Origin of the sequence: Ideonella sp., from assembly GCF_044358605.1 — a bacterium.
In the GTDB taxonomy this organism is placed as follows: domain Bacteria; phylum Pseudomonadota; class Gammaproteobacteria; order Burkholderiales; family Burkholderiaceae_C; genus Ideonella.
Genome location: NZ_JBIKNQ010000048.1, coordinates 16,632 through 42,844, shown reverse-complemented (window position 1 = coordinate 42,844; position 26,213 = coordinate 16,632). Strand labels below are relative to the sequence as shown.

The following is a 26,213-nucleotide window of genomic DNA, read 5'->3' as shown; positions in this document are numbered from 1 at the left end:
CAGACTTTAAGTCGGGCGCCAAAGCTGCATGATCAAGGCGGTTTTTCAGCAGCCTGCTAAGTCGTACCAAGCCCTCCTCAGTCTATCAAGTGATTGCGCTGGCAACGCCGTAGAGCGGGTTCGAACGCCCGCAAAATCCAGAAGAGGCGTGATCGTCGATACACAAAGCATGGTGCGACGATTGATCTGCAACGATGACAGCAAAAGAACGGCCAGTGCGGTTGGCCATTGCGGCTTGAAATCTTTGATGATTCCCGGAAGTTGTTGGAGGAACAGATGGGAATGCTCGCAACAGGCTCAGGCCTGTTGCTCGGCCTCTGGCTACGCCCTCGGCCCGCTGCTGCGCAGCGTCCAAGACAGTCCGCCGGACTGTCTTGAGCGAACCACGGTCGGTCTCATCCCAAACGCACGCTCCAAACGGCGACGCCCCAGACCTTGCGGTCTGAGGCGTCTTCGTTTGGAGCGGGTGATGGGAATCGAACCCACGTATCGAGCTTGGGAAGCTAGCGTTCTACCATTGAACTACACCCGCTGAGGTGCAGCTGCGGATTCTAACCGCAAGCACTGCAGCGAAGTGTGTGCCGCCGGTTCAGGCGTCCACCAAGGTGTCCGACACTCGGCGGGCGAAGGCTTCAAAGGCTTCCGCGTCTTGCGGGCGGCTGAGGAGATAGCCCTGCAGGATCTCGCAGCCGATGTCGCGCAAGAAGGCTTGTTGAGCCTCGGTCTCTACGCCTTCGGCCACCACTTTGATACCCAAGGAATGCGCGAGTTGGACGATGGCGCGGACCAGCACTTGGTCGCCTTCGTCACCAGGCAGGTCCTTGACAAAGCTGCGGTCGATCTTGAGCTTGGCGGGGCGCAGGTGCTTGAGGTAGGACAGCGAGGAATAGCCGGTGCCAAAGTCGTCCACCGACAAGGGCAGGCCCAGGGCATGCAGGCGCTCGATGATGAGTTGCGTGGTCTGAATGTCGGTCATCAGCACGCTCTCGGTCAACTCGATCTCCAGCTCTCCGGGGCGCACCCCTGAGGCCGCGATGGCGGTGGTCAGGGTGTCCAGGAGACGGTGGTGACGGAACTCCAGGGCTGACACATTGACAGCCACGGTGCCCACCTGAAGGCCAGCCTGCTTCCAGCGGGCAATTTGTTGGCAGGCGGTGCGGATGGTCCAGGCGCCTAGCTCGCTGATCAGGCCGCATTGCTCAGCAACCGGGATGAAATGGAAAGGCGACAACAAGCCGCGCATCGGATGCTGCCAGCGCATCAGCGCCTCGCAACCTAACAAGGCGCCACTGCGCGCATCCACCAGTGGTTGGTAGTGCAGCACAAACTCATTGCGCTCCAGCGCCTGGCGCATCTCGGCCTCTAGCTGCAGGGCGGCCTGAAGCTGGTGGTTGAATTCTTCGCGGAAGAAGCTGGTGCGCGAGCCGCCCAGGTTTTTGGCCGCATACATGGCCGTGTCGGCATAGCTGACCAAGGTTTCATGGTCGCTGGCATCGGCCGGGTAGAAGGCCACGCCAATGCTGGCCGAGACGCTGATGTCGCCCACTGGCAAGTGCACCGGCATCTCCAGCTCTTTGAGCACGCGATCAGCCGTGGCGCTGACTTGGTCCCATTGGCTGGCATCGTGCAGCAGCACGGTGAACTCGTCGCCACTGAGGCGTGCCACCACGTCGGACGAGCGCACCACAGCGCGCAGGCGCTTGGCCAGGGTCATCAGCAGCACATCACCTGCCGCATGGCCGTAGGTGTCGTTGACGGGCTTGAAGCGGTCCAAGTCGATAAAGAGCAAGGCCAAGCATTTGCCGTCTCGGTGGGCTGCGGCCACCGAGGCGCGCGTCAGCTCGGTGAACAGCGCGCGGTTCGGCAAACCCGTGAGGGTGTCTTGCAAGGCCATGCGTTGCAGCTCGGCCTTTTGGCCCTCCAGCTGGTCGAACAGCTCGGCGACTTGCGTGTGAACCTCATTGAGGTGGCTGCCCAGCTCGCCGAGCTCATCCCGGCGGTTCCACTCTGTGGGCACCACGGTGCCGCGAGACGCCATCTGACTCGCCTGTTGCTTCAAGCGCTGAATGGGACCTAAGAGGCGGCGGGTCAAGATCACGACCAAGACCAAGCCACTCAGCAAAACCTGCAAGGCGGCGAGCTGGATGGTGCCCGTGCGGCGTTCGGCCAAAGCATGTTCAATTTGCTGCGGGTCGAACCAAATCTCCAACTCGCCCAGGCGCTCACCTTCGTGCAGCACTTCGGCCTTGTACAGCACCCCTTGCCCCACCACCGCCCCCGCCTTGCTCAACTCCACCGGCTTGCTCAGGGGCCGGCTTTCGGTCAGGCGCAGGCTGTTGACTGAAGGCTCCAGCAGCCCCCGCTGCAGGCGATAGAGCAAGGCCGATTCGTCCATGGTCCACAGGGGTGTGACCAGATCAGCCGCCATCAGCCCCAGCACGGCTTGGCGGTTCTGGGCCACCAGGGGTTCCTGCGCCTGCCGCGTCCAGCGCTCTTCCATCTTCCACAGCGCCACGGTGGGCACGATCACGGCCAGGGCGATGCCTATCAGCACCGAGGCACGGATGGAGAGTGTGGGCCAGCGCCGGACTTCAGGCATGGCGCGCCAGCCATTCGATGCAGCCGTCCATCTGGGGCGTGGCCCGGTCGGCTTGGGGGTGGTTGATCAGGGCCGTCACCACCACCACATGGCCCGAGCGGGTTTTGATGTAGCCGGCCAAAGCACGGGTGTCCAGCAGCGTGCCGGTCTTGAGATAGGCCTGCCCCTGCGCCGCGCCACCGCGCAGGCGATGCTGCATCGTGCCGTCTACCCCAGCCAGGGGCAAAGAGCTGAGCAAGGCCATGCCCTGTGGGTGGTAGGCAAAGCGCTCGAGCAGGCTGGCCAAGGCACGAGGTTTGGCGCGCTCTTGGCGCGAGAGGCCCGAGCCCGAATCCACCTCAATATCGCCCCGCGCCAGGCCCTGTTGCGCCAGCCATTGCAGCAGGCGGCGCTGGGCCCCCGCCAAGGTGGCCGCTTGGCTGGGAAAGCCGGGCGACATGGCCAGCATGAGATGCCGGGCGGCTAGGTTGTCACTGGTTTTGTTGATGTCGCGCAGCAGGGCTGGCAGGCGCTCAGACTGGTGCACGGAGAAGAGCTTGGGGGCACGGGGCACGGCGGGCTGGTCCAGCACCGAGCCGGTCAGGCGGCCACCAGCGCGGGCCCAGGCCTGGGCCACGGCCAAGCGGGCCACTTGGCCAGGCGGCAGCACAGCCTCCACCGACATCGGCCCACAGGCTGCTGTCCAGTCGCCTTGCAATTGCAAGCTGGGCGCGGCTTGAGGGCGGCCTTCATCGCGCGCCCACTGCGGCACGGGCTGGCAAGCGCGCTGGCCGGCAAACGCCGTATCCACCTTGGCGCCTGCCAGCATGGCCAGCGGGCGTCCGTCGGCATCGGCCTTGAGGCTGACGCGCACCCGGCCTTGGTCGACCATCAACGCATCGGGCCACAGATGGTGCGGTCGGCTGGCAGAAGGCGTGGGGGTGAAGGCATGGTCTTTGGCCGTCAGCGCAAAGGCGCGACGGTCCAGCACCAAGTGGCCTTGGATGCGGTGCAGGCCTTGGGCCCGCCATTGCGCCATCCAGGCTTGCAAGGTGTCGTGGTCCAGCGTGGCATCACCCCCTCCCACCAGCCACAGGTCGCCCCATAAGGTGCCATCGCGCAACTCACCATCCAGGTAAGCGGCAGTGCGCCAGCGGAACTCCGGCCCCAGCACATCCAGGGCCGCCATGGAGGTGACCAGCTTGGCGGTGGACGCCATCTGAAAGGGTTGCTCGGCATTGATGGCCACCAAAGGCTGAGCCTGCCCCACGACACGGGCATAGAGGCCCACGCTGCTGGCCGGCAGGCCACAGCGCTCGGGCAGGGTTTGCAGGGCGTCGCCCACCGCCGCCAAGCTGGCCGCAGACGGCCAGCACAGGCCCGCCGCCAAGGCGGCGAGGCACTGGCGCCGGCCCACCTTGCCTGAGGCTTCAGGGTGGGCTGGGGCACAATCCGGAACACTTTTCCACATCCCTGCAGCATGGGGCCAAGCACTGCGGCCCAAGCGCCGAAGGTAAACCCGCTTCCCCTGCCAGATAAGCGCTTGCACGCCAGCATGACCACCCCCTCCTCCACCGACCAACCCACGCCGCCTGCCCTTTCAAGCACCGAGGAGCCCACGGGCAAGCCGCAACGCAGCATCCGCAGCTATGTGGTGCGCGCCGGCCGCATGGGCACCGGCCAGCAAAAGGCCTTGGCCGAGTTGAGCCCGCGCTTTGTGCTGCCCTATCAAGCCCAGCCGCAAGACTGGGCGGCCAGCTTTGGCCGCCAAGCGCCCTTGGTCTTGGAAATTGGCTTTGGCATGGGCGCGGCGACAGCCCAGATCGCAGCGGTGCGGCCTGACACCGACTTTGTGGGCGTAGAGGTGCACACGCCGGGCGTGGGTGCCCTGCTCAAGCGCATTGCCGAAGAAGGCTTGAGCAACCTGCGCATCATTCAGCATGACGCTGTGCAGGTGCTGGAGCACATGGTGCAGCCCGCCTCCTTGGCCGGTGTGCATGTGTTCTTTCCCGACCCGTGGCACAAGAAAAAGCACAACAAGCGGCGCTTGATCCAGCCGCCGCTGGTGGCTTTGTTGGCCTCGCGCTTGAGGCCAAGCGGCGTGCTGCACTGCGCCACCGATTGGCAGCCTTATGCCGAGCAAATGCTGGAGGTGCTGTCGGCCGAGCCGCTGCTAAAGAACACCACTGAGGGCTATGCGCCCCGGCCTGACTATCGCCCGCTGACCAAGTTCGAGGCCCGTGGCCTCAAGCTGGGCCACGGGGTGTGGGACTTGGTGTTCAGACGAAACGACGACTGATCAAGCTTTCCAGTCCACCCAGCCGGTGTAGGCCGTCAGCAGGACCAAGCCGCCAAAGACGATGCGGTACCAGGCGAAGATCGTGAAGTCATGGGTGGCCACATAGCGAATGAGCCAGCGAATGCACACCAAGGCGCTGAGGAAGGCAAACACAGTGCCCACCGCGAACAGAGGCCAGTCGCTGAGTTGCAGGTCTTGACGGTTCTTGATCAGCGAATAGGCGCCCGCCCCAATCAGGGTGGGGATGCCCAGGAAGAAGCTGAACTCGGTGGCCGCCTTGCGCGAGAAGCCAAACAACATGGCGCCAATGATGGTGGCGCCTGAGCGGCTGGTGCCCGGAATCAAGGCCGCACACTGCACCAAGCCCACCTTGAGCGCATCCATCACGGTCATGTCGTCCACGGTTTCAACCCGTGCGCGGCGGCTGCCTTCGAGGTCCATCACGCCGAACTTGTCGCGGTGGCGGCGCTCGACCCAGAGGATGATCAAGCCACCCACGACAAAGGACAGGGCCACCGGCACCGGATGGAACAGCGTGGCCTTGATGGCCGAGCCCAAGGCCAAACCCAGCACCACGGCAGGAATGAAGGCCACCAGCACATTGAGTGCAAAGCGCTGGGCCTGCACCTCGGTGCGCAAACCTTTGATCGTGCCAAACACCCGTTCGCGGTACTCCCAAATCACGGCGATCATGGCGCCGGTTTGAATGGCGATCTCGAACACCTTGGCGGTCGGGCCGGTGAAGTCCAGCAGCGAGCCGGCCAAGATCAAGTGGCCGGTCGAGGAAATGGGCAGGAATTCAGTCAGGCCTTCAACCACCCCGAGGATGGCCGCCTTGAGCAAAAGAATCAGATCCACAGTCGTGTCCGCAGGGCAGCAAAGCCGCTCATGATAGCGGGCGCGGGCAGCCGCTTAACTTCTAGGCAGGGCCAGCAACTCCAGCCCTTGCGGCTGAATGCGCACCTGGGGCGGGGCATAGCCCGCATCGCTCAAGCGCTGCCAGTCGCTGTCTTTGAAGGTGTAGAGGCTCAGGTCTTCCAGTACGCGCTCCACGAGCAAGCCGCCCAGGCGCTGCCCCTGCAAGCGGCTGGGCCAGCGCTGGGTGTCCTCCAGCCCCTCTACCGCCCAGTCGTGCACGCGCACCTGACGCATGCGCAAGCTGCGGTCTTCTGCCCGAACGGCCAAGGCAGTGCTCAGGCGCAGCCGCCCCTGCAAGCGGGCGGTGAACAAGCGATCGCGCAGCGCCACGCCCAAGGCCAACTCCAGACGGTTGTCTTCGGGCAGCAGCCGAACTTGCGGACGGCTCACCTCCACGTCCAGCCACTCCATGAGACGCCGGTCCACCGGAAAACGCTGGGCCAGCAAAGCAGCCAACTCGGCCTCGCTGTAGACCACCCGGCGCGGCCCCAGCACGCTGGCGCAGGCGCCCAGCCCCCCGGCGGTGGCCAGCACCAGCCCTCCCAGCACCCTACGACGAGTTATAGCCATGTGATTCGCGACTGCATTGAACAGCAGGTGCAACGCGGGCGGGGGCCGCGTGGCTGACAGGGCCTTTGCACGCCCGAGGGCCGGTGTTAGCATTACTGACCAATTAGTCATTAAGATGCCTGCCGCTTTCACCGCCCGCCAACGCCGCAAAGACGCCCGCCCGCAAGAACTGCTGGACGCGGCGCTGGAGTTGTTCGTCGAAAAAGGCTTTGCCGCCACCCGCTCTGAAGAAGTGGCCGTGCGCGCTGGCGTCTCCAAGGGTACGCTCTACCTTTACTACCCCAGCAAAGAAGAGCTGCTCAAGGCGGTGATCCAGCAAGCCCTGGCGGCCAAGATTGCGGAAGGGCGGGCCATGGCCCAAGGTCTGCAAGGCTCGCCCGGCGACAAACTCTTGACCGTGCTGCCGCATTGGTGGGGAGAGGTTTATCGCAGCCCGGCTTCAGGCGTGTTCAAGCTGGTGATCACCGAGATGTGCAACTTCCCCGAACTGGCGCAGTTCTATGCCCGGGAAGTGATCGAACCTGGCAGCGCCTTGGTGGCTGAACACTTGGAAGCCGGCATGGCCTGCGGTGAGTTCAGACGCCATGACGTGATGTCCACCGTCTATTCCATCGTGATGCCCTTGATCATGCTGTGCCTGCACAAGCACTCGCTGGGCGCTTGCGGCATGGTGGAGCCCATGCTGGCCGACCCAGACCCCTTCATTCGCCACCACGTTGCCTTGGTGCTGGACGGCTTGCGCCACCGGCCTGACGCGGCCCGCGAGCCCCTTACGCCCCCAACACCAGTCTGAGCATGGCCATTTCTCTTCGCACTGTTGTCGTCTCAGTCCTTGCGCTCGTCGTGGTCGGCGGGCTGGTGTGGATGAAGCGAGCCCGCACCGCGAGCGAGGCCACCGCCGCATCGGCCGCCCAAGCCGCCGCATCGGCCCCAGCCCCCTTGCTGCTCACCGCGCAAGATGTGTGGACGGTGCGCACCGCCGAGCTGGAGCGGCACATCGAGATCTCGGGGCCGCTGCGCGCAGTGAGCACCGCCCTGGTCAAAGCCAAGGTGGCGGGCGAGCTCAAAAGCCTGACGGTCCGCGAAGGCGACACCGTGCGGGCCGGGCAAGTGCTGGGACAAATCGACACCACCGAGTTGGAGTGGCGCTTGCGTCAAGCAGAGCAGCAGGCCGAGGCGGCCAAAGCCCAAGCCGATGTGACGGAACGCGCTCTGGCCAACAACCGTGCGCTGGTCAGCCAGGGCTTTATCTCGCCCACGGCCTTGGACACCTCTCAAGCCAATGCCAACGGTGCGCGGGCCACGCTGCAAGCCGCCCTGGCTGCAGCAGCCCTGGCCCGCAAATCGCTGGCAGACGCTACCCTGGTGGCGCCGATCAACGGCCTGGTCTCGCAACGACTGGCTCAACCGGGCGAGCGCGTGGCGCTGGATGCCCGGGTGCTGGAAGTGGTGGATTTGACCCGGCTGGAGCTGGAAGCCGCCCTGCCGCCCCAGGCCGTGGCTCAAGTGCGTGTCGGCGCCAGCGCGAGCTTGCAGATGGAGGGCCTGACCGAGCCGGTGACAGCCCAGGTGGTGCGCATCAACCCCAGCGCCAGCAGCGGTACCCGTACGGTCGCGGCTTACCTCAGCGTGGCCCCCCACCCGAGCTTGCGCCAGGGCTTGTTTGCCACCGGCCGCATCACCCTGCCCGGCACCACCAGCGTGGTCGTGCCCAGCAGCGCTGTGCGGCTGGATTTGCCGGAACCCAGCGTGTTGGCGCTGGAGGGCGAGCGCGCGGTGCAACGCAAGGTCAAGCTGGGCACCACCGGGGATGCCCAAGGCCAGGCCATGACGGAGGTGCTCAGCGGCGTCAAGGCAGGCGAGCAGATCTTGACCGCCCAAGCCGGTGCCGTGCGCAGCGGCACCTTGGTGCAGCGGCCCGCCGCCAGCGCTTCGGCCACACGCTGAGCGCCCGACACCATGTGGTTCACCCGCGTCTCGATTGCCAACCCCGTCATGGCCGTGATGGTCATGCTGGCGTTTGTGGTGCTGGGCGGCTTTGCGCTGCAGAAGCTCAAGGTTGACCAGTTCCCCAATATCGACTTCCCCACCGTGGTGGTGTCGGTCGCCTACCCCGGCGCCTCGGCCGAGGTGGTGGAGAACGAGATCACCATCAAGGTCGAAGAGGCCGTCAACACCATTGCTGGCATCAGCCAGCTTTATTCGCGCAGCTATGAAGGCACGGCCGTCGTCATCGTCCAGTTCAACCTGAACATGGATGGGCGCAAAGCGGCCGACGATGTGCGGGAGAAGGTGTCGCAGATCCGCGCTGCGCTGCCCGATGATGTGGATGAGCCCAAGATCTCGCGCTTTGACCCGGCCTCGCGGCCCATCTGGACGCTGGCCCTGACCAGCCCTGACAACAGCCGCAGCCCGAGCGAGCTAACAGCCTTTGGCGACCAAGTCATCAAGAAGCGGCTTGAGAACGTGCGCGGCGTGGGCTCGGTCACGCTGGTGGGCGGGGCCAAGCGCGAGATCAACATCTACCTCAAGCCCCAAGCCCTGGAAGCCTGGGGACTCTCGGCCGACTTGGTGATGGCTGCGGTGCGCAGTGAAACACGCAATCTGCCGGCGGGCACGCTGCGCAATGCGGCCAATGAACGCATCGTGCAGATCGACGGCCGCTTCACCAACCCGCAGGAGATGAAGCAGTTGATCGTGGCGCGGCGCGGTGGGCAGCCGGTGAGGCTGGGCCAAGTGGCAGACATCGTGGATGGCCCGCAAGAAACCGACAGCCTCGCGCTCTACAACGGCCAGCGCACCTTGGCCATGGAGGTGCTCAAGGCCCAGGGTGAAAACACCATCGATGTCGTGGACGGTCTGAACCGTGCGGCTGAAGAACTCAAACCCCGCCTGCCGCCGGGCATGCAGGTGGAAGTGGTGCGCGACAACTCACGGCCTATTCGCGTCTCGGTCAACAACGTGACACGAACCCTGATTGAAGGCGCCCTGCTGACCGTGGGCATCGTCTTTCTGTTCCTGAACTCCTGGCGCTCCACCCTGATCACCGGGCTGACCCTGCCCATTGCGCTGGTGGGCACCTTCTTGTTCATGCACCTGTTCGGCTTCTCCATCAATATGGTGACGCTGATGGCGCTGTCGCTGTGCGTGGGCTTGCTGATTGACGACGCCATCGTGGTGCGAGAGAACATCGTGCGCCATGTGCAGATGGGCAAGTCACCGCGCGACGCGGCACTAGAGGGCACCTCGGAGATTGGCCTGGCCGTGCTGGCCACCACGCTGTCCATCGTGGCGGTTTTCCTGCCCATTGGCTTCATGGGCGGCATCATCGGCAAGTTCTTCCACGAGTTCGGCATCACCATCGTGGCCGCGGTGCTGATCTCGATGTTCGTGAGCTTCACGCTGGACCCGATGCTGTCCTCCATCTGGCACGACCCGGCCATCGACCGCGAAGGCAAGCCCTTCGAGCCCAAGGGCTGGTACGACCACACGCTGGGTCGTCTGACGCATGGCGTAGACCAATGGTCGCGCCGCTTGGCCTCAGGCTATGAGTCGCTGCTGGACTGGTCGCTGCGGCACAAACTGATCACGGTCCTGGTGGCCCTCAGCACGCTGGTGGCCTCGGTGGTGATGGTGCGATTCCTGGGCACCGAGTTCGTGCCCAAGGCCGACTTCTCTGAAACCTCCGTCACCTTCTACACTCCCGTGGGCAGCAGCCTGGAAGTGACCCAGCAGCGCGCCGTGCAGGTGGATCAGATCCTGCGCGCCATGCCCGAAGTGCGCTACACCTTGGCCACCATCAACACCGGCTCTGCTCAGGGGCACAACCAGGTCGGCATCTATGTGCGCTTGGTGGACAGACACCTGCGCAGCCGTTCGGCCGACGCCATGTCCGCACCGCTGCGCGCGCAGTTGGCTCAGGTGCCCGGCATCACGGTGACCCACGTGGGCTTGCTCGACGCGGTGGGAGGCACCAAGCCCATCTCCGTGTCTCTGCAAGGGCCTGACCTGGGCGAATTGAAGCGCTTATCGCAACAAGCCAGCGACAAGCTCCGCGCCGTGCCCGGACTCTCAGACCTGGACACCAGCATGAAGCCGGAGAAGCCCACTGTGGCGGTCGATGTCAAGCGGGACGCGGCCTCTGACGTGGGCTTGTCAGTGGGTGCCATCACCAACCATCTGCGTGCCCTGATGGCCGGTAACACCGTCAGCACTTGGCGGGCGCCGGATGGCCAGAACTACGACGTCAAAGTGCGGCTCAGCCCCGAGGCGCGACAAGATAGCCCCGACCTGCAGCGCATCTCACTGCTGGCTGGAACCAACGCCGATGGCACACCCAAGCTGATCGCCCTGAGCCAAGTGGCTGAGCTGCGTGATGCCACCCTGCCCAACCAGATCAACCGGCGTGACCTGAACCGCGAAGTGGAGTTCACCGCCAACACCAACGGCCGCGCACTGGGCGAAGTCTCGGCGGACATGAGAAAGGCGCTAGAAGCCATGCCACTGCCGCCGGGGTATCAGTTCCGCTTTGGCGGCTCGACCAAGGACATGCAGGAGTCCTTTGTCTACGCCATCTCAGCCTTGGCCATGGGCGTGATCTTCATCTACATGATCTTGGCCAGCCAGTTCAAGAGCTATTTGCAGCCGATTGCCTTGATGAGTTCCCTGCCCCTCACCTTGATTGGTGTGGTGGGTGCACTGCTGTTGTGGCGCTCGACCCTCAATATGTTCTCCATCATCGGCGTGGTGATGTTGATGGGCCTGGTGACCAAGAACGCCATTTTGTTGTTGGACTTTGCCATCCGCCTGCGCGAGCAAGGCGTGGAGCGCACCGCCGCCCTGCTGCAGGCCGCTCACGTCCGGTTGCGGCCCATTCTGATGACGACCCTGGCCATGGTCTTTGGCATGGTGCCGCTGGCGTTTGCCCTGACCGAAGGCTCGGAGCAGCGCGCCCCCATGGGCCAGGCGGTGATTGGCGGTGTCATCACCTCCTCTATCCTGACGCTGGTGGTGGTGCCGGTCATCTACTGTGCGTTGGATGACCTCAAACAATGGGTTTCGCGCAAGTTGGGCCACGGCGCTGTCAGCACAAATGGGGGCGAAGCCGCCTAAAATCGCGGGTTTTCCTGAACCCGTCCGCAGACAGCCCCCCGAGGATTCGCCATGAACATCGAACAAGCCCGCTTCAACATGATTGAGCAGCAAATCCGCCCCTGGGATGTGCTGGATGGCGCCGTGCTGAGCCTGCTGGCCGCTGTGCGCCGGGAAGACTTTGTGCCCACCGCCATGAAGGCCCTGGCCTTTGTGGACACCGAAGTACCCCTGGGTGAAGGCCAAGTGATGCTGGCACCGCGCGTAGAGGCACGCATGCTGCAGGAGCTGAAGGTGCAGCGCCACGAAACCGTGCTGGAAGTGGGCACGGGCTCGGGCTTTGTGGCGGCGCTCTTGGGCCACCGCGCCCAGCGCGTCATCAGCCTGGAATGCCGCCCGGCCTTGGCCGCCCAGGCCCGCACGAATCTGCAACGCGCTGGCTTATCTAACGTCGAAGTGCGCGAGCAATGTGGCAGCGCAGGCTTGGCCGAAGAAGGCCCGTTTGACGCCATCATGCTGTCGGGCTCTGTGCCTGCGGTGCCGCAAGTGCTGCTGGACCAGCTCAAGGTCGGCGGCCGCCTGATCGCCATTGAAGGGCATGAGCCGGTGATGTGCGCGGTGCTCTACACCCGCCAATCCGAGCAAGCGGTCTCCCGCGAAACCTTGTTTGACACTGTGGCCCAGCGCCTCGACGGCTTCCCCGAGCCGACCCGCTTTACTTTCTGATGAATGCCCTGCACGTCCACGAGCTGATCCCTTTTCTGGAAGCGCAAGCAGCCCGCCAGCCGGTGCTGCTGGACGTGCGCGAAGCCTGGGAAGTGGCCCTTGCCCCCTTGGCGCTACCGGGGGTGAGCACGCTGCATATGCCCATGGGTGAGATCCCTGCGCGTTTGGCTGAGTTACCCACCCCGCAGCCCATCATCGCTTTCTGTCATCACGGCATGCGCAGCGCGCAGGTCGTCGCATTCCTGTCGCAGCACGGCTACCCCGAGGTGTACAACCTTGCCGGTGGCACGCACGCTTGGTCTACCCTGGTGGACCCCAGCGTGCCGTGCTATTGAGTTGCCGGACACAGCCACAAGCTATTTTCCCTGAGACGACGCCATCATGCATACCGAGGACCTCTCCATGACGCCATCGCGCCCCTTTACCCCTGCTGCCCCCCGCCACACGCTGAGTGTCGCCATTGCTCTGGGCCTGCTGAGCCTCAGCGCCGGGGCCTCCGCTCAGAGCCTGTCCGAGCTTTACGAAGCCGCCCGCAATTACGACGCCACCTATTTGGGCGCGCGTGCACAGGCCGAGTCGGCGGTCTTCCGAGCCGAACAAGCCAAAGCGCTCAATCGCCCTACAGCCAGCTTCACGGCCACGGCCAATGTGGTGAAGGCTGATGGACAGACCACCTCGACCACCACCTCTGGCGCAAACACTTCTGTGTCGTCTAGAGAAGACGACATCAATACGCGAGACACAAAGCTGGCCCTGCAAGCCCAGCAATCGCTTTACAACCCGGCGAATGCGGCCACGATTGCCCAGGCAGAGCGCGCTCTGGCGGTGTCCCAGGCCCAGTTGAAAGCAGCAGAACAAGACCTGATCGTGCGCCTGTCACAGGCCTACTTTGATGTGTTGGCGGCCAAAGATGTGCTGAGCACAGTGCAAGCCAGCAAGAAGGCCATTTCAGAGCAATTGGCCTCGGCCAAGCGCAATTTCGAAGTCGGCACGGCCACCATCACCGACACCCGTGAAGCCCAGGCCAAGTTCGACTTGGCCACCGCCCAAGAGCTGGCCGCGGACAACGACCTGCGCGTGAAGTTGCTGGCCTTGGAGCAACAGGTGGGCAAGGCGGGCCTGAGCCCCCGCCCGCTGGCCGCCCCGGTGGTGCTACCCCCGCTGCAACCCAGCCTCGTCGATGAATGGCTGACCCGTGCCGAAGGCAACAGCACGGCCGTGGCCCAAAGCCGCCTGGCGATGGATGTGGCCAAGCTGGAAACCGAGAAAGCCCGCGCAGGCCATCTGCCCACTTTGAGCCTGGGCGCCAGCTACAGCCGCACTTACCCGGGTGGCTCGACGGACTCCACCACCAACGGCACCATGTTCACCAACAGCCGCAGTGGCAACAGCGGCGCGGCCGCCATTGGCCTGACCTTGAATGTTCCCTTGTTCTCGGGCTACTCGGTGCAGAACCGCATCAAGGAAACCTTGTCCCTGGAAGACAAGGCGCGTAACGATCTGGAGGGCGCCCGTCGCGCCATTGCCCAAGGCACGCGCAGCGCTTTCTATGGCGTGCAGTCGGGCCAAGCCCAGGTCAAGGCCCTTGAAGCCGCCGAGAGCTCCAGCAAGCTGGCCCTGGAGGCCACCCAACTGGGCTACAAGGTGGGCGTGCGGGTGAACTTGGACGTGCTCAATGCCCAGACTCAGCTCTACCAAACCCAGCGCGACCTGGCCCGTGCCCGCTATGACGTGGTGATGGGCGGCTTGAAGCTGCGCCAAGTGACCGGCACGCTCACGGCTGGTGACGTGGAAGCGATCAACGCCCTGTTGGCGCGTTGACCCACTTCATCGCGCTGCTGGCGCGCTGATCAAGGGGCCTAGATGCTGCGCCATGCGCGCAGCAGCCCCGGTGTGCTGAGCCGTGAAGGCCAACGCGGCGGCTTGTGCCTGCTGCCTTGAAGCTGGGTCGGCCAGCACGCGCCCGACTTGCTGCATGGCACTGGGCGCATCGGCGACTTGCCAGGCCGCACCGGCAGCCAGAGCCAGCTCGGCGGCCTCGGCAAAGTTAAAGGTCGACGGCCCCAGCACCATGGGGCACCCACAAGCCAGAGATTCAATCAGGTTGTGGCCGCCCAAGGGCGCAAAGCTGCCCCCCAAGAGTGACACCTGCGCCATACCGTAATAGCGGGGCATCTCGCCCAGGGAGTCGCCCACCACCACCTGGGCTTGCAAGGCTTGCTCGGGTAAAGCCCCGCCCTGCCACTGCGAGCGCCGCCACAGGGTGAAGCCCTGGGCGTGCACCAGCGCGGCCACCTCGTCAAAACGCTGCGGGTGCCGGGGCACCAGCGCCAGCACCAGCCCGGCAGCTTGCTGCTCAGGCAGGCTGGCCAGCCAGGCTTGCCAGGCAGCCAGCAGCAAGGCTTCTTCGCCATCCCGCGTGTTGGCGGCCACCACCACCTGGCGTCCGGCTGCAGCCCACTGGGCTTGCCATTGCGCGCCCAGGGTCAACTCTGACGGGTCAGGCTGCAACTCATATTTCAGGTTACCCACCACCACCACGTTGGCCACACCTCCAGCGCGCAGGCGCTGGGCGTCGTCTTCGGTTTGTGCCAACGCGAGATGGAGCGCTTGCGCCGCAGGCCGCAGCAACACTGAGAGGCGCTGGCCTTTGCGGGCACTGCGCTCAGAGAGGCGGGCATTGGCCAAAACCAAGGGCACCTTTGCCCGGGTAGCCGCGTGCAAGAGCGAGGGCCAAATTTCGGTTTCCATCAGCACACCGACTTGCGGCCGCCAATGCGCCATGAATCGGCGCGTGGCCCCGGCGGTGTCCCAGGGCAGCCAGGTCTGAGCATCGCCCGGCTGGAGCAAGGCCAGGCCGGCTTCGCGCCCGGTGGCTGTGCTGTGGGTCAGCAGCAGCGGCACGCCAGGGTGCTGCTGGCGCAGCGTGGCGATCAGGGCGGCAGCAGCCTTGGTCTCGCCCAAGGAGACAGCATGAACCCAAATAGGCCGCTGCGGCTGCGCTGCCCCATAAGCCCAGCCCAGGCGTTGCGGCAGCGCTTGGCGATAGCCGGGCTCGGCACGCCCCCGCCACCAGAGCTTGAGCAGATAGACCGGCGTGAGCAGCCCCAGCACCGCGGCCCAGGCCCAGCGGGCGGCCGACTCTCGCCAGGTCGTCATGCGCGACAACTCAGCTGCGGGCGCTCAGTGCGCTGCCGCCGCGAACTGTGCATCCGGCTTGACTTGGCGCAGAACGGCCATCATGTCGTGCTCAATGCGCTCCAGGGCTTCTTGGGTCTGGCCTTCAAAGCGGATCACCAACACCGGCGTGGTGTTGGAGGCGCGCACCAGGCCAAAACCATCGGCCCAGTCGGCCCGCAAGCCGTCCGTCGTGCAGATCTCGGCACCAGGGAACTTCGCTACCTCCAGCAGCTTCGCAATCACCTCATGCGGCTCACCCTCGGCGCAAGGCACGTTCAGCTCCGGTGTGCTGAAGCTGGTGGGCAAGGCATTGAGCACCGCACTCGGGTCGGCCGAGCGGGAGAGGATCTCCAGCAAACGAGCCGCGGTGTACATGGCATCGTCAAAGCCGTACCAGCGCTCCGAGAAGAAGATGTGGCCGCTCATCTCGCCTGCGATGGGAGCGCCGGTTTCTTTGAGCTTGGCCTTGACCAGGGAGTGGCCCGTCTTCCACATCAGCGGCACGCCGCCTGCGGCGCGAATGTCCGGCGCCAGACGCTGGCTGCACTTCACGTCATAAATGATGGTGCCGCCCTTGACGCGGGTCAGGATGTCGCGCGCGAACAGCATCAACTGACGGTCGGGGTAGATGATCTGCCCATCTTTGGTGACCACACCCAAGCGGTCGCCGTCGCCGTCAAAGGCCAGGCCCAGTTCGGCGCCCGTGGCATGCACCACCTTGATCAGGTCGGCCAGGTTTTCGGGCTTGGAGGGGTCCGGGTGGTGGTTGGGGAAATCGCCGTCCACGGTGGAGTAGAGGTCGATCACCTCGCAGCCCAAGGCCTTGAGGATGGCGGGGCCAGTGGCGCCGGGAATGCCATTGCCCGAATCAACCACGATCTTCATCGGGCGCTTGAGCTTGCAGTCTTTGACGATGCGGTGGGTGTACTCGGGCACGATGTCCATGGCAGCGATGCGGCCGGTGCCCTGGGCATAGTCTTCGGCTTCGATGCGGCGACGCAAGGCCTGAATCTCTTCGCCATAGATGGCACGGCCCGCCAGCACCATCTTGAAACCGTTGTAATCCTTGGGGTTGTGGCTGCCGGTCACCTGAATGCCGCTCTGGCAGCGGTGCTTCTTGCGGGTAGCCGCCACGTAATAGACCATGGGCGTGGTCACCGCGCCCAGGTCCACCACATCCAGGCCGCAGTCGGCCAAGCCGCGCATCAGCGCAGCGGCCAAGCCGGGGCCGGACAGGCGGCCGTCGCGGCCCACCACCACGGCCTTTTCGCCGGCGGCGCGGGCTTCGGTGCCAAAGGCGCGGCCCAGGTGATAGGCCAGGTCTTCGTCCAGCGTTTTGCCGACGATGCCGCGGATGTCATAGGCCTTGAAGATGGAGGTGCTGACTTGCATGGTCTGTAGAAGGGCCTTGCGGCCGCAGTGCGAGGGCGATGCAGGCATTGTAGAGAGGTACCTTGCCGTAACCTTGATCTCAGCATCCCCACGCTTGAGGTCTTGCCATTCGTCGCCCTCGCTGTCGATTGGTCGCAGCGCGCCCCGTTGGCTCGCCAGGTCTTTCTACACTGCGTCCATTCCCTTTCATCCCCTAGTCGGACGGCTCACACCATGACCCTCATTGCCGATGATCTCAAGCGCTCTTGGCGAGCGACCTACAACCTCAGCCTGGAGCCCGTAGGCCCCGCCTGGCTGCCTTGGGTTTGGTCAACCCTGTTGGCCCTGCCCTGGGCCCTGGGATTCACCTTGTTTGGCTTTGCGCTCTATGCCAAGCCCGAGCACTGGGGCGACCCCTCGTTTTGGGCTTATGCCTTCAGCCGCAATCTGGTGATTGCCTTGTCGGTGACCACCGTCATTCAGCTGCTTTTCGCGCTGTGCATTCGCCACTTCGGGCGACCCACCATTCGGCGGTGGTCGGTGGCGCGTCAACGCCTGTTCTTCATGGCCATTCCGATTCTGGGCGTGCTGATCGGCTGGGTCATCGGCTTCTGGCTGATCCAGGGTCAACTTCTCAAGCTCAGCCCCAATGCCTGGCTGGGTTTTGGCCTGCTGACGGTGTTGGGGTTGTTGGTGTCCAACCTCTACTACAGCGGCCAAGCCCGGGCTGAGATCGCCGAGCGCCGCGCCGCTGAAGCGCAGTTGCGCCTGTTGCAGGGCCAAATCGAGCCGCACTTTTTGTTCAACTCCCTGGCCCATGTGCAGACCTTGATCGAAGTCGACCCCGCCAAAGCGCAGCAGATGCTGGAGGCTTTTGTGTCCTATCTGCGCAGCAGCTTTGGCGGCCTGCGCTCACCCCAGCAGACGCTTGGGCAAGAGGTCGGCCTGATCCAGGCCTATCTGCAAGTGCTGGCCCTGCGCATGGAAGACCGCCTGCAGTGGCAGATCGACGTGCCTGCCGATTTGGCCACGCTGGCGCTGCCGCCCTTGCTGCTGCAGCCGCTGGTCGAGAACGCCATCACCCATGGCCTGGAGCCCAAAATCGAGGGCGGGCGCATCACCCTTCAGGCCCGGCGAGAAGGCGCCATGCTGGTCATTACCGTCAGCGACACGGGTCTCGGCCTCAGCCAGGCCAAGCTCAGCACCCAAGGCCAAGGCTCGGCGCTGGCCAATATCCGGGCCCGCTTGGCCGAGCAGTGGGGCCAGCAAGCTGAGCTGAGCCTGTCCGACGCCACCGATGGTGGTACCGTCGCCCGCATTGTGCTGCCTCTGAACGCATCATGACTCTGCCTACCGCACTGATTGCCGACGACGAACCCGCGTTGGCGCGTCACCTTCAAGCCCAGTTGGCCAAGCTCTGGCCCGAATTGCAGATCGTCAGCGTCGCCCGCCATGGGCTGGAAGCCGCTGAGCAAATCGCCGCCTTGCAGCCTGACCTGGCGTTTCTGGACATCCGCATGCCGGGCCTGACAGGCCTGGAAGTGGCCCAAGGCATTGAAGGCCTGACCCGCGTGGTCTTTGTGACGGCTTATGACGAGTTTGCGGTGCAGGCCTTTGAGGCCGCCGCCTTGGACTATCTGCTCAAGCCCGTAACCGCCGATCGTTTGACCCGCACCATAGCGCGCCTCAAAACCGCCTTGTCCACGCCCGCAGAGCCGCAAGCCGACATGGCTCAGGCGCTGCACCAATTGCAGCGCCCCGCCACCTCTGCCGTGCCCAAGCTGCGCTGGGTGCGTGCCAGCCAAGGCGAGCTGACCCACCAAGTTCCGGTCGACGAGGTGCTGTTCTTCCAGGCGGACGACAAATACACCTGCGTGCAGACCGCCCAGAAGGAGTACCTGATCCGCACACCGATCGCCGAATTGGTGGCTCAACTCGACCCCGAGTTGTTTTGGCAAGTCCACCGCAGCACGGTGATCAACCTCGCCCAACTCCAAGGCACGCGCCGCGACGAAGCCAGCCGTCTGTGGCTGCGCATGCGTGGGCACGAGTCTGAGCTCCCTGTCAGCCGAGCCTATGTGCACTTGTTCAAGGCCATGTGACTCAGCAGCAGCGGTGCATGCGGGCGCTCACCCGCTGAGCTGATTCGTCTCGCATTGAGCAGCTTCAGCGCATGTCCGAAAACGGCCAGCACTGCTGAGCCGTGCGGCCTATCATGCCGTCCATGCCCTTCAACTCAGCATCCCACCCGACAGCCCACTCACTCAGCGCCGACCAAGCCTATGAGGCCCTGAAGTCTCATGACCCACGCTTTGATGGCAAGTTATTTGTCGGGGTGACGAGCACCGGCATTTATTGCCGCCCAGTCTGCCGGGTCAAGCTGCCAAAACAGGCCAACTGCCGATTCTTTGGCAATGCAGCCGCCGCCGAGCAAGGAGGCTTCCGACCCTGCCTGCGCTGCCGCCCAGAGCTGGCACCGGGCTTGGCGCTCAGCGACAGCGTGCGTTCTCTCGCCCACGCAGGCGCGCATTGGATCGCCCAGCAAATTGCCCAAGGCCAAGCCACCAGCCTGCCTGCTTTGGCAGGCCATTTGGGAGTGAGCGAGCGGCATGTGCGGCGCATCTTTGACGAGGTGCATGGCGTGAGCCCACTGGCCTGGGCCACCACCCAACGCCTGCTGTGGGCCAAGCGCCTGCTGACCGACACGGACCTGGGCATGGCCGAAGTGGCCCAGTCCAGCGGGTTTGGCAGCGTGCGGCGCTTCAATGCGGCCTTGGCCGAGCACTACCACTTGACGCCCAGCGCGATACGACGGCGGGAGCGTGCGGCCCCGGACCGCGGCGCCGCCAACGGCTCAGGCGCAGCGCTGTTGCGCCTGCCTTGGCGCCCGCCCTATGACGCCCAGGCCATGCAGTCCTTCTTGGCGGCCCGGCCCTTGGCGGGGGTCGAGGCCTGGGCCCAGGAGCGCTGGTGGCGCACTCTGCGCCTGCACGCTGCGGGCCAGGTTCATGTCGGCTGGTTGGCGCTGAGCTTTGACAGCGTGCGCGGCGAGTGTCGGGCCGAGGTTTCTGCGTCCTTGGCACCAGCCCTCGGTCAGGTGGCGCAGCGGCTGCGACATTTGCTGGACGTGGATACCGACACACAGGCCATTGATGAAGCTTTGGGCCAAGAGGCCTTGCTACCCCGCCTGCCCGGCCTGCGCATTCCCGGCTGTGTGGACGGATTTGAGACCACGGTGCGCATCATCTTGGGCCAGCAGATCACGGTGGCCGCGGCCTGCACCTTGACCGCCCGCTTGGTGGGCCGATGGGGTGACGCGGTGCAGACGCCCCTGTCGGGCCTGGACAAGCTCTTTCCCAGCCCAGAGGCGCTGCTGGCAGCATCGGCGGATGAGATGGGCGCGCTGGGGGTGATCCGCACACGCACCACGGCCATCAAGGCCTTGGCCGAAGCCGTCTTGAGCCAACAGTTGGTCTTGGCGCCGGGGCAGCCCTTGGCCCCCACCTTGGCCGCTCTCAAAGCCCTGCCGGGCATTGGCGAATGGACGGCGCAGCTGGTCGCGCTGAGAGTGCTGGCCTGGCCGGACGCTTTTCCGGCCAGTGACGCCGGTGTGCTCAAAGCACTGGGGGGCATCAAGGCCCCCGAAGCACTGGCTAAAGCGCAGGCTTGGCAGCCCTGGCGCGGCTATGCCACGCTGCGCCTCTGGCACGGCCTGACCCTGAACCCCACCAGAGAGTAGCCCGCGATGACACACCCCCGTGCTTGGATCGCCCAGAGCGAAGCGCTGACGCCCTTGGGTCGCCTGAACCTCGTGGCGACGGCCAAAGGCTTGGCTGGCGCTTGGTTTGAAGGCCAGGCCCATCACCCCGGTGAATTGGAGCTGCCACAGCGGCCTGACTGGCCGGTGTTTCAAGCCGCCTCACGCGCTCTTAACGATTATTTTGAGGCACCGCAAGCGACCGCATTCACGCTGGCCTTAGACCCGCAGGGCACGGCATTTCAACAGGCCGTCTGGCAACAGTTGCTGCGAATTGCGCCGGGACAGACCACGCACTACGGCGCCATCGCGCAAGCGCTGGGCAAGCCGCAGGCCTCGCGCGCTGTGGGCGCGGCGGTGGGGCGCAACCCCTTGAGTATTTTTATTCCCTGCCACCGCGTGGTGGGGCGTGATGGCAGCTTGACGGGCTATGCCGGCGGCTTGGAAAGAAAGCAGGCCTTGTTGAGGGCCGAAGGTGCGCCAGGAGTCGAGCTGGGGCAGCAGGCTCTGTTAGCGTGGGGCCTATGAAGACCCGCGATCTCTTGGAGTTGATTTTGCTGGCCGCCATTTGGGGCAGCTCATTCTTGTTCATGCGCCTGGGCGCCGCAGAGTTTGGAGCGGTGGCGCTGGCGGGCTTGCGGGTCATGGGTGCGGCGGTGTGTTTATTGCCACTGCTGTGGTGGCAGGGGCATGGGGGTGCGCTGCGCCAGCACTGGCGGCCCATCGCTTTGGTCGGCCTCACCAACTCCGCCCTGCCCTTTGTGGGCTTTGCGATGGCGGCCACGCTGATCCCGGGCGGCATGTCTGGCATCTTGAATGCCACGGCCCCCTTGTGGGGTGCTCTGATTGGCTATCTGTGGCTCAAAGACCGCCTCGACCGCTGGCGCGTGCTCGGCCTGGCCTTGGGCTTTGCGGGTGTGTTGTGGCTGGCGGGCCGCAAGGTGAACCTGCCGGGCGGGCTGGATACCGGCACGCTCTGGGCCATCTTGGCTTGCTTGGGGGCGACCTTGCTCTACGGCTTCTCCGCCAACTTCACCAAGCGCTACTTGGTAGGGGTGCCACCCATGGCCTTGGCGGCCGGTAGCCAACTCAGCGCTTCAGTCGCCCTGGGTCTGCCCATGCTGTGGGCCTGGCCTGCCGCCACCCCCAGCCCTGCGGCTTGGTGGGCGGTGCTCGCCTTGGCCGTGGTCTGCACGGGTTTGGCATATCTCTTGTTCTTTCGCTTGATCAGCCACCTGGGTGCGACCAAGGCCATCAGCGTGACGTTTTTGATCCCTGCCTTCGCCATGCTGTGGGGCGCGCTCTGGATGAACGAGCCCGTGACGGGCACGATGCTCAGCGCCTGTGCGCTGATTTTGCTGGGCACCAGCTTGGTGACCGGCTTGTGGCAACCAGGGCGGCGTGAGGCCGCCTGATCAGGCCTCAGCGGTTTCGCTCAGGCGCAACCATTGCGCCTGCATTTCTTCGCAGACCTGCGCTGCATCCAAGCTGGCAGGGCCGGCGTAGAGTGCGGCCACGGGCTCTGGGTCCTGGGCCGTCATGCAGGCGTCGGCGACAGCGCCCAGGCATAGCAAGGCTTTGATGGGCAAGGGGCGTGTTTGCCAGCGCTCCTTGGGCAAGGGGCGGTCCCGCACGAAATCAGCCACATCGGCAGCCAAACCCCAGGCTCGGCACAGCGCCGAGCCCAGCACCGCATGGTCCAGGCCGAAGGCCTTCATCTCTGCAGCGGCGCGTTCTGCGGGCAAGACCAGGGGAGTGAGGCTTTGGCTCAAGGACTGGTAGGCTTCGGGCTTGTGAGCCATCAGAACAGCCTGCCCCACCTGGGCGAACAGTCCAGCCGATTGCGCCCGCCAAGCATGGACGTTCAGCGTCTTGGCGGCCCGCCCCATCAACACCCCGCGCACCCGGGCGGCGTCCCACAACTGGGTGATGGCCGGTGTGGCAGGGAACTTGTCGCGCAGGCCCGCCTCTAGGGTGATGGCGGCCACGTCACGTAAACCCAGCAGCATCACCGCTTCGGCCACCGTCTCTACGCGGCGCAACACCCCAAACATGGCGGAGTTCACCGTGCGCACCACAGCAGCGGCCAAGGCCATGTCGGTCTCAATGACAGTGGCCAAGGATTGCACGCTGACATCGTCCAGCGCCATCAGTGACGCGACCTCCATCAGCGCCCGAGGGCTTGCGGGGAGTTGAACATCTAGGGTTCGCAGAGAGGGGTCGACCGACATGACGCGTCTGAGGCCAAGCGTTGAAGTGGTCTGATTCTGGGCCTTACGGCTTGCGGAGAGGCCCAGAAAGGGGGGACTGCGGCCCGCTTGTTTGGTCGATGGTCGGTCGCACAAAGCGAAACGCCTGCTGGGGGACCCCAAGCAGGCGTTTGAATGAGTGGCGGAGTGGACGGGACTCGAACCCGCGACCCCCGGCGTGACAGGCCGGTATTCTAACCAACTGAACTACCACTCCGCAGTGGCGTCCCCTAGGGGATTCGAACCCCTGTTACAACCGTGAAAGGGTCGTGTCCTAGGCCTCTAGACGAAGGGGACAAAACAGGCGCACAGCCGCCTGCCTATATTCGAGCGAACTCGAATTAAAAACGCCTGCAAGATATTCACCGAGCAGGCGTTGACTGTTCTTTGGCGGAGTGGACGGGACTCGAACCCGCGACCCCCGGCGTGACAGGCCGGTATTCTAACCAACTGAACTACCACTCCGCAGTGGTGCTGAATTTCGGATTATCACTCAATAATCCCAGGCTTCAACAGCCTGTGCCATTTAATCTCGGTTTGCACCTTGATGAATTGGCGTCCCCTAGGGGATTCGAACCCCTGTTACAACCGTGAAAGGGTCGTGTCCTAGGCCTCTAGACGAAGGGGACTTTATCCTTCACTACCTGAACGGCGCCACCAGAATGATTGGTGGAGGTAAGCGGGATCGAACCGCTGACCTCTTGCATGCCATGCAAGCGCTCTCCCAGCTGAGCTATACCCCCATATCACTTTTCAACTTGGCTGCAGCGTTTGCTGCCTCTTTGCTGATTCGCGATGCCGTTCAAGCAAGACCAAGAGTATAGACCGCTTTTTATGCGCTTTGCAAGAGGGCCAGAATTTTTTCTTGAGGAAAGAGCGCGAGCACGGCGTCGACTGAAGGCGTCTGAGCACGGCCACACACGGCCACGCGCACGGGGATGGCCAATTGCGGCATCTTCAGGCCCAGCTCGGTGCAGGTCTGCTTGATGGTGGCGTTGATGGTGGGGGCGTCCCAGGTCACCACAGACAGCTTCTCGGCCAGGGTCTTCAAGGCTGCGCGTGCCGCCTCGGTCAGGTGCTGGGCGCGGTCCGCGTCGCTGGGCACGGCGGGCACAAAGAACATGGCCAGCCAGTCGGCCAACTCCACGGTTGTGCTGCAACGGTCTTTGAACAGGGCGCAAGCGCGCGCCAGGTGCGCGTCAGCCGACTCACCCTCGGGCACGGCAATGCCCTTGCGCTGCAATTGCTGGCGCACTAACATCGCCAAGCGGGCGTCATCCGCTTGCTTCAGGTACTGGGCGTTGACCCAAGCGAGCTTGGCTGGGTCCCACTGCGCGGGGCTCTTGTTGAGGTGGGTGCCGTCGAACCAGCTCACCAGTTGTTCGCGGCTGAAGAGTTCGTCGTCGCCGTGGCTCCAGCCCAGGCGGGCCAGGTAGTTGTTCATGGCCTCGGGCAGGTAACCCGCTTCGTCGTAGTTCGACACCGCCACGGCGCCGCGGCGCTTGGAGAGCTTCTGCCCATCGTCCCCCAAGATCACCGGCAAGTGGCCAAACTGCGGCAGCGTAGCGCCCAGGGCACGGTAGATGTTGATCTGCCAAGGCGTGTTGTTGATGTGCTCGTCGCCCCGGAACACATGGCTGATGGCCATGTCCCAGTCGTCCACTACCACCGCAAAGTTGTAGGTGGGCACGCCGTCGGCGCGCTGAATGATCAGGTCGTCGATCTCGGTGTTGCTGATGCTGATCGGACCCTTGACCAAGTCATCCCAAGTCACCACGCCATCCACCGGGTTGGCAAAGCGGATCACCGGCTTCACGCCTTCAGGCACGGGCGGCAGCACTTTGCCAGCCGCAGGCCGCCAAGTGCCGTCGTAACGGCGTTTCTCGCCCCGTGACTCTTGCGCCGCCTTCATGGCGTCCAGCTCTGCCGGGCTGCAATAGCAGCGGTAGGCGGTGCCCGCCGCCAACATCTGGTCGATCACGGCCTGATAGCGGTCCAGACGCTGCATCTGATAGATCGGGCCTTCGTCATAGTCCAGCCCCAGCCACTTCATGGACTCGAGAATCTGGTCCACCGAGTCTTGGGTGGAGCGGGCCACGTCAGTGTCTTCAATGCGCAGCACGAACTGCCCGCCGTGATGGCGTGCATAGGCCCAGGAATACAAAGCCGTGCGGGCCGTGCCCAGGTGCAGAAAGCCCGTCGGGGACGGGGCGATACGGGTGCGAATGGTCATTGGGTTCTCAAAGTGCTCAGACCGCGTTGCAGGTCGTCAGTGATGTCGTCCACGTGCTCCAGGCCCACCGCCAGGCGGATCAGGCCTTCGCCAATGCCTGCGGCTTGGCGTTGCGCCGGGGTCAAGCGGCCATGGGAGGTGGTGGCAGGATGGGTGATGATGGACTTGGTGTCGCCCAAGTTGGTGGCCACGCTCAGCACCTGGGTGCTGTTGATGACATGGAAGGCGGCGGCCTTGGCAGCCTCGGGCGTGTCGCCGCGCAGGTCAAACGACACCACGGCACCGCCCACACCGGACTGCTGGCGCATGGCCAACTCATGCTGGGGGTGCGAGGCCAGGCCCGGGTAGTACACCCGCGCCACCTCGGGCTGCGTCTCCAGCCAACGGGCCACCGCTAGGGCGTTGGCGCTTTGCGCAGCCATGCGCAGGTTCAAGGTCTCCAGCCCCTTGATCAGCACCCAGGCATTGAAGGGCGACAGCGTCATGCCAGCTGAGCGCACCACCGGGCCAAACACGTCTTGGATCAAACGCTTGGCACCGCACACGGCGCCGGCCATCACGCGGCCTTGGCCATCGAGGAACTTGGTGCCCGAATACAGGCTGAGGTCGGCCCCCAGGTCCAGCGGGCGTTGCAACACCGAGGTGCAGAAGGTGTTGTCTACCACCAGCACGGCGCCTGTCGTGTGCGCCACCTCGGCCAAGGCGGCAATGTCGCAGACATCGGTCAGCGGGTTGGTGGGGGTTTCGGCAAACAGCAGCTTGGTGGTGGGCTTGACCGCGTCGCGCCAGGCTTGCACATCGGTCTGGGAGACAAAGGTGGTCTCGACCCCGAACTTGCCGAACTCTTTGGCGAACAGGCTGATGGTGGAGCCAAACACCGAGCGCGAGCAGATGACGTGATCACCCGACTTGAGCAGGCCCATGATGATCATCAGGATCGCACTCATGCCGGTGGACGTGGCCACCGCAGCCTCAGCGCCTTCCATGGCGGCTAAGCGGGACTCCAGCGTGCGCACCGTGGGGTTGCTGGTGCGGCTGTAGGTGAAGTCCTCCATGTCGGCAAAGCGCCGTGCCGAGGTTTCGGCGTCGGGCTGCACATAGGCGCTGGTCAGGAACAGGCCTTCGGAGTTCTCACCATGTTGGCTGGGCGCCAAGGCCGTGCGCACGGCCAGGGTCTGGGGCCTCAGGCCAGCAGGCAGTTGTGCACGCGCCAAGCGGCGTGCTTCATCGTCCAGGCTCAT

General features: G+C 64.6%; 21 protein-coding genes and 6 tRNA genes. 12 read left to right on the top strand and 15 right to left on the bottom strand.

Annotated elements, in window-relative coordinates; translation table 11 throughout:
* Window positions 1-458: 458 nt before the first annotated feature.
* The 3 genes from ACIQ3Q_RS16290 to dacB form a co-directional block, all read right to left on the bottom strand.
* Window positions 459-532, bottom strand: a tRNA-Gly gene (locus tag ACIQ3Q_RS16290).
* 57 nt (window positions 533-589) lie between these two features.
* Complete coding sequence (locus tag ACIQ3Q_RS16285; RefSeq protein ID WP_396270226.1) at window positions 590-2,599, bottom strand: putative bifunctional diguanylate cyclase/phosphodiesterase; 2,010 nt, start codon at window positions 2,597-2,599, stop codon at window positions 590-592.
* The gene (dacB, locus tag ACIQ3Q_RS16280) at window positions 2,592-4,049 is read right to left on the bottom strand and encodes a D-alanyl-D-alanine carboxypeptidase/D-alanyl-D-alanine-endopeptidase (protein WP_396270225.1); all 1,458 of its coding nucleotides are present in this window, start codon (window positions 4,047-4,049) and stop codon (window positions 2,592-2,594) included. The genes ACIQ3Q_RS16285 and dacB overlap by 8 nt, the downstream gene beginning before the upstream one ends.
* A 198-nt stretch (window positions 4,050-4,247) precedes the next feature.
* Here dacB and trmB point away from each other — a divergent pair, with 198 nt between their 5' ends.
* The gene (gene trmB / locus ACIQ3Q_RS16275; protein WP_396270229.1) at window positions 4,248-4,877 is read left to right on the top strand and encodes a tRNA (guanosine(46)-N7)-methyltransferase TrmB; all 630 of its coding nucleotides are present in this window, start codon (window positions 4,248-4,250) and stop codon (window positions 4,875-4,877) included.
* Here trmB and ACIQ3Q_RS16270 read toward each other — a convergent pair whose 3' ends face one another.
* Together ACIQ3Q_RS16270 and ACIQ3Q_RS16265 are read right to left on the bottom strand one after the other, a co-directional pair.
* Entirely contained in the window at window positions 4,878-5,735 is an 858-nt protein-coding gene (locus ACIQ3Q_RS16270; protein ID WP_396270224.1) for an undecaprenyl-diphosphate phosphatase, read from the bottom strand.
* A gap of 54 nt (window positions 5,736-5,789) precedes the next feature.
* Complete coding sequence (locus ACIQ3Q_RS16265; RefSeq protein ID WP_396270223.1) at window positions 5,790-6,365, bottom strand: hypothetical protein; 576 nt, start codon at window positions 6,363-6,365, stop codon at window positions 5,790-5,792.
* A 115-nt stretch (window positions 6,366-6,480) separates the two neighbouring features.
* Here ACIQ3Q_RS16265 and ACIQ3Q_RS16260 point away from each other — a divergent pair, with 115 nt between their 5' ends.
* The 6 genes from ACIQ3Q_RS16260 (at window position 6,481) to ACIQ3Q_RS16235 (ending at window position 14,003) form a co-directional block, all read left to right on the top strand.
* Window positions 6,481-7,158 (top strand): TetR/AcrR family transcriptional regulator, encoded by a 678-nt coding sequence (locus tag ACIQ3Q_RS16260; protein ID WP_396270222.1) that lies wholly within the window; start codon window positions 6,481-6,483, stop codon window positions 7,156-7,158.
* Window positions 7,159-7,160: 2 nt separating this feature from the next.
* Window positions 7,161-8,312: an efflux RND transporter periplasmic adaptor subunit gene (locus ACIQ3Q_RS16255; protein WP_396270221.1), complete on the top strand. Its 1,152-nt coding sequence runs from the start codon at window positions 7,161-7,163 to the stop codon at window positions 8,310-8,312.
* 12 nt (window positions 8,313-8,324) lie between these two features.
* Window positions 8,325-11,477 (top strand): efflux RND transporter permease subunit, encoded by a 3,153-nt coding sequence (locus tag ACIQ3Q_RS16250; protein ID WP_396270220.1) that lies wholly within the window; start codon window positions 8,325-8,327, stop codon window positions 11,475-11,477.
* 51 nt (window positions 11,478-11,528) lie between these two features.
* Window positions 11,529-12,182, top strand: coding sequence for a protein-L-isoaspartate O-methyltransferase (locus ACIQ3Q_RS16245; protein WP_396270219.1), 654 nt, complete (start codon window positions 11,529-11,531; stop codon window positions 12,180-12,182).
* A complete protein-coding gene (locus tag ACIQ3Q_RS16240; protein ID WP_396270218.1) occupies window positions 12,182-12,517 on the top strand; it encodes a rhodanese-like domain-containing protein in 336 nt (111 codons plus the stop codon). Before ACIQ3Q_RS16245 ends, ACIQ3Q_RS16240 begins: the two co-directional genes overlap by 1 nt.
* 67 nt (window positions 12,518-12,584) lie before the next feature.
* Window positions 12,585-14,003: a TolC family outer membrane protein gene (locus ACIQ3Q_RS16235; protein ID WP_396270216.1), complete on the top strand. Its 1,419-nt coding sequence runs from the start codon at window positions 12,585-12,587 to the stop codon at window positions 14,001-14,003.
* 6 nt (window positions 14,004-14,009) lie between these two features.
* Here ACIQ3Q_RS16235 and ACIQ3Q_RS16230 read toward each other — a convergent pair whose 3' ends face one another.
* Both ACIQ3Q_RS16230 and ACIQ3Q_RS16225 read right to left on the bottom strand, forming a co-directional pair.
* Window positions 14,010-15,341: a 3-deoxy-D-manno-octulosonic acid transferase gene (locus tag ACIQ3Q_RS16230; protein WP_396270215.1), complete on the bottom strand. Its 1,332-nt coding sequence runs from the start codon at window positions 15,339-15,341 to the stop codon at window positions 14,010-14,012.
* A 24-nt stretch (window positions 15,342-15,365) separates the two neighbouring features.
* Window positions 15,366-16,754: a phosphomannomutase/phosphoglucomutase gene (locus tag ACIQ3Q_RS16225; protein WP_396270214.1), complete on the bottom strand. Its 1,389-nt coding sequence runs from the start codon at window positions 16,752-16,754 to the stop codon at window positions 15,366-15,368.
* A 213-nt stretch (window positions 16,755-16,967) separates the two neighbouring features.
* On the opposite strand from ACIQ3Q_RS16225, the gene ACIQ3Q_RS16220 reads away from it, so the two are divergent.
* The 5 genes from ACIQ3Q_RS16220 (at window position 16,968) to ACIQ3Q_RS16200 (ending at window position 21,905) form a co-directional block, all read left to right on the top strand.
* Window positions 16,968-18,077: a sensor histidine kinase gene (locus ACIQ3Q_RS16220; protein ID WP_396270213.1), complete on the top strand. Its 1,110-nt coding sequence runs from the start codon at window positions 16,968-16,970 to the stop codon at window positions 18,075-18,077.
* Window positions 18,074-18,835, top strand: coding sequence for a LytR/AlgR family response regulator transcription factor (locus ACIQ3Q_RS16215; protein ID WP_396270212.1), 762 nt, complete (start codon window positions 18,074-18,076; stop codon window positions 18,833-18,835). The genes ACIQ3Q_RS16220 and ACIQ3Q_RS16215 overlap by 4 nt, the downstream gene beginning before the upstream one ends.
* A 122-nt stretch (window positions 18,836-18,957) precedes the next feature.
* Window positions 18,958-20,472, top strand: a complete 1,515-nt coding sequence (locus ACIQ3Q_RS16210; RefSeq protein WP_396270211.1) for a DNA-3-methyladenine glycosylase 2 family protein — start codon at window positions 18,958-18,960, stop codon at window positions 20,470-20,472.
* A gap of 6 nt (window positions 20,473-20,478) precedes the next feature.
* A complete protein-coding gene (locus ACIQ3Q_RS16205) occupies window positions 20,479-21,018 on the top strand; it encodes a methylated-DNA--[protein]-cysteine S-methyltransferase (protein ID WP_396270209.1) in 540 nt (179 codons plus the stop codon).
* Complete coding sequence (locus tag ACIQ3Q_RS16200) at window positions 21,015-21,905, top strand: DMT family transporter (RefSeq protein ID WP_396270208.1); 891 nt, start codon at window positions 21,015-21,017, stop codon at window positions 21,903-21,905. Before ACIQ3Q_RS16205 ends, ACIQ3Q_RS16200 begins: the two co-directional genes overlap by 4 nt.
* Here the strand turns inward: ACIQ3Q_RS16200 and ACIQ3Q_RS16195 are convergent, their stop codons facing one another.
* The 8 genes from ACIQ3Q_RS16195 to ACIQ3Q_RS16160 all read right to left on the bottom strand — a co-directional run bounded on the left by ACIQ3Q_RS16195 (window position 21,906) and on the right by ACIQ3Q_RS16160 (window position 26,213).
* Window positions 21,906-22,721, bottom strand: a complete 816-nt coding sequence (locus ACIQ3Q_RS16195; RefSeq protein WP_396270207.1) for an HDOD domain-containing protein — start codon at window positions 22,719-22,721, stop codon at window positions 21,906-21,908.
* 158 nt (window positions 22,722-22,879) lie between these two features.
* Window positions 22,880-22,956, bottom strand: a tRNA-Asp gene (locus ACIQ3Q_RS16190).
* Between the two features lie 4 nt (window positions 22,957-22,960).
* Window positions 22,961-23,036, bottom strand: a tRNA-Glu gene (locus ACIQ3Q_RS16185).
* Between the two features lie 91 nt (window positions 23,037-23,127).
* Window positions 23,128-23,204, bottom strand: a tRNA-Asp gene (locus ACIQ3Q_RS16180).
* 88 nt (window positions 23,205-23,292) lie between these two features.
* Window positions 23,293-23,368: transfer RNA gene (locus tag ACIQ3Q_RS16175), tRNA-Glu, on the bottom strand.
* A 38-nt stretch (window positions 23,369-23,406) separates the two neighbouring features.
* Window positions 23,407-23,482, bottom strand: a tRNA-Ala gene (locus ACIQ3Q_RS16170).
* An 89-nt stretch (window positions 23,483-23,571) separates the two neighbouring features.
* On the bottom strand, window positions 23,572-24,972 hold the full coding sequence (gltX, locus tag ACIQ3Q_RS16165; RefSeq protein ID WP_396270206.1) for a glutamate--tRNA ligase: 1,401 nt from the start codon (window positions 24,970-24,972) through the stop codon (window positions 23,572-23,574).
* Complete coding sequence (locus tag ACIQ3Q_RS16160; protein WP_396270205.1) at window positions 24,969-26,213, bottom strand: O-succinylhomoserine sulfhydrylase; 1,245 nt, start codon at window positions 26,211-26,213, stop codon at window positions 24,969-24,971. Before ACIQ3Q_RS16160 ends, gltX begins: the two co-directional genes overlap by 4 nt.

Excerpts from the sequence above, each read along its gene's own strand:
- ACIQ3Q_RS16160 (WP_396270205.1), bottom strand. The coding sequence starts at position 26,213 with ATGAGCCTGGACGATGAAGCACGCCGCTTGGCGCGTGCACAACTGCCT.
- dacB (WP_396270225.1), bottom strand. The coding sequence starts at position 4,049 with ATGTGGAAAAGTGTTCCGGATTGTGCCCCAGCCCACCCTGAAGCCTCA.
- ACIQ3Q_RS16205 (WP_396270209.1), top strand. The coding sequence starts at position 20,479 with ATGACACACCCCCGTGCTTGGATCGCCCAGAGCGAAGCGCTGACGCCC.
- ACIQ3Q_RS16250 (WP_396270220.1), top strand. The coding sequence starts at position 8,325 with ATGTGGTTCACCCGCGTCTCGATTGCCAACCCCGTCATGGCCGTGATG.
- ACIQ3Q_RS16200 (WP_396270208.1), top strand. The coding sequence starts at position 21,015 with ATGAAGACCCGCGATCTCTTGGAGTTGATTTTGCTGGCCGCCATTTGG.
- trmB (WP_396270229.1), top strand. The coding sequence starts at position 4,248 with ATGGGCACCGGCCAGCAAAAGGCCTTGGCCGAGTTGAGCCCGCGCTTT.
- ACIQ3Q_RS16225 (WP_396270214.1), bottom strand. The coding sequence starts at position 16,754 with ATGCAAGTCAGCACCTCCATCTTCAAGGCCTATGACATCCGCGGCATC.
- ACIQ3Q_RS16245 (WP_396270219.1), top strand. The coding sequence starts at position 11,529 with ATGAACATCGAACAAGCCCGCTTCAACATGATTGAGCAGCAAATCCGC.
- gltX (WP_396270206.1), bottom strand. The coding sequence starts at position 24,972 with ATGACCATTCGCACCCGTATCGCCCCGTCCCCGACGGGCTTTCTGCAC.
- ACIQ3Q_RS16265 (WP_396270223.1), bottom strand. The coding sequence starts at position 6,365 with ATGGCTATAACTCGTCGTAGGGTGCTGGGAGGGCTGGTGCTGGCCACC.
- ACIQ3Q_RS16285 (WP_396270226.1), bottom strand. The coding sequence starts at position 2,599 with ATGCCTGAAGTCCGGCGCTGGCCCACACTCTCCATCCGTGCCTCGGTG.
- ACIQ3Q_RS16230 (WP_396270215.1), bottom strand. The coding sequence starts at position 15,341 with ATGACGACCTGGCGAGAGTCGGCCGCCCGCTGGGCCTGGGCCGCGGTG.
- ACIQ3Q_RS16260 (WP_396270222.1), top strand. The coding sequence starts at position 6,481 with ATGCCTGCCGCTTTCACCGCCCGCCAACGCCGCAAAGACGCCCGCCCG.
- ACIQ3Q_RS16215 (WP_396270212.1), top strand. The coding sequence starts at position 18,074 with ATGACTCTGCCTACCGCACTGATTGCCGACGACGAACCCGCGTTGGCG.
- ACIQ3Q_RS16240 (WP_396270218.1), top strand. The coding sequence starts at position 12,182 with ATGAATGCCCTGCACGTCCACGAGCTGATCCCTTTTCTGGAAGCGCAA.
- ACIQ3Q_RS16220 (WP_396270213.1), top strand. The coding sequence starts at position 16,968 with ATGACCCTCATTGCCGATGATCTCAAGCGCTCTTGGCGAGCGACCTAC.
- ACIQ3Q_RS16255 (WP_396270221.1), top strand. The coding sequence starts at position 7,161 with ATGGCCATTTCTCTTCGCACTGTTGTCGTCTCAGTCCTTGCGCTCGTC.
- ACIQ3Q_RS16195 (WP_396270207.1), bottom strand. The coding sequence starts at position 22,721 with ATGTCGGTCGACCCCTCTCTGCGAACCCTAGATGTTCAACTCCCCGCA.
- ACIQ3Q_RS16210 (WP_396270211.1), top strand. The coding sequence starts at position 18,958 with ATGCCCTTCAACTCAGCATCCCACCCGACAGCCCACTCACTCAGCGCC.
- ACIQ3Q_RS16235 (WP_396270216.1), top strand. The coding sequence starts at position 12,585 with ATGACGCCATCGCGCCCCTTTACCCCTGCTGCCCCCCGCCACACGCTG.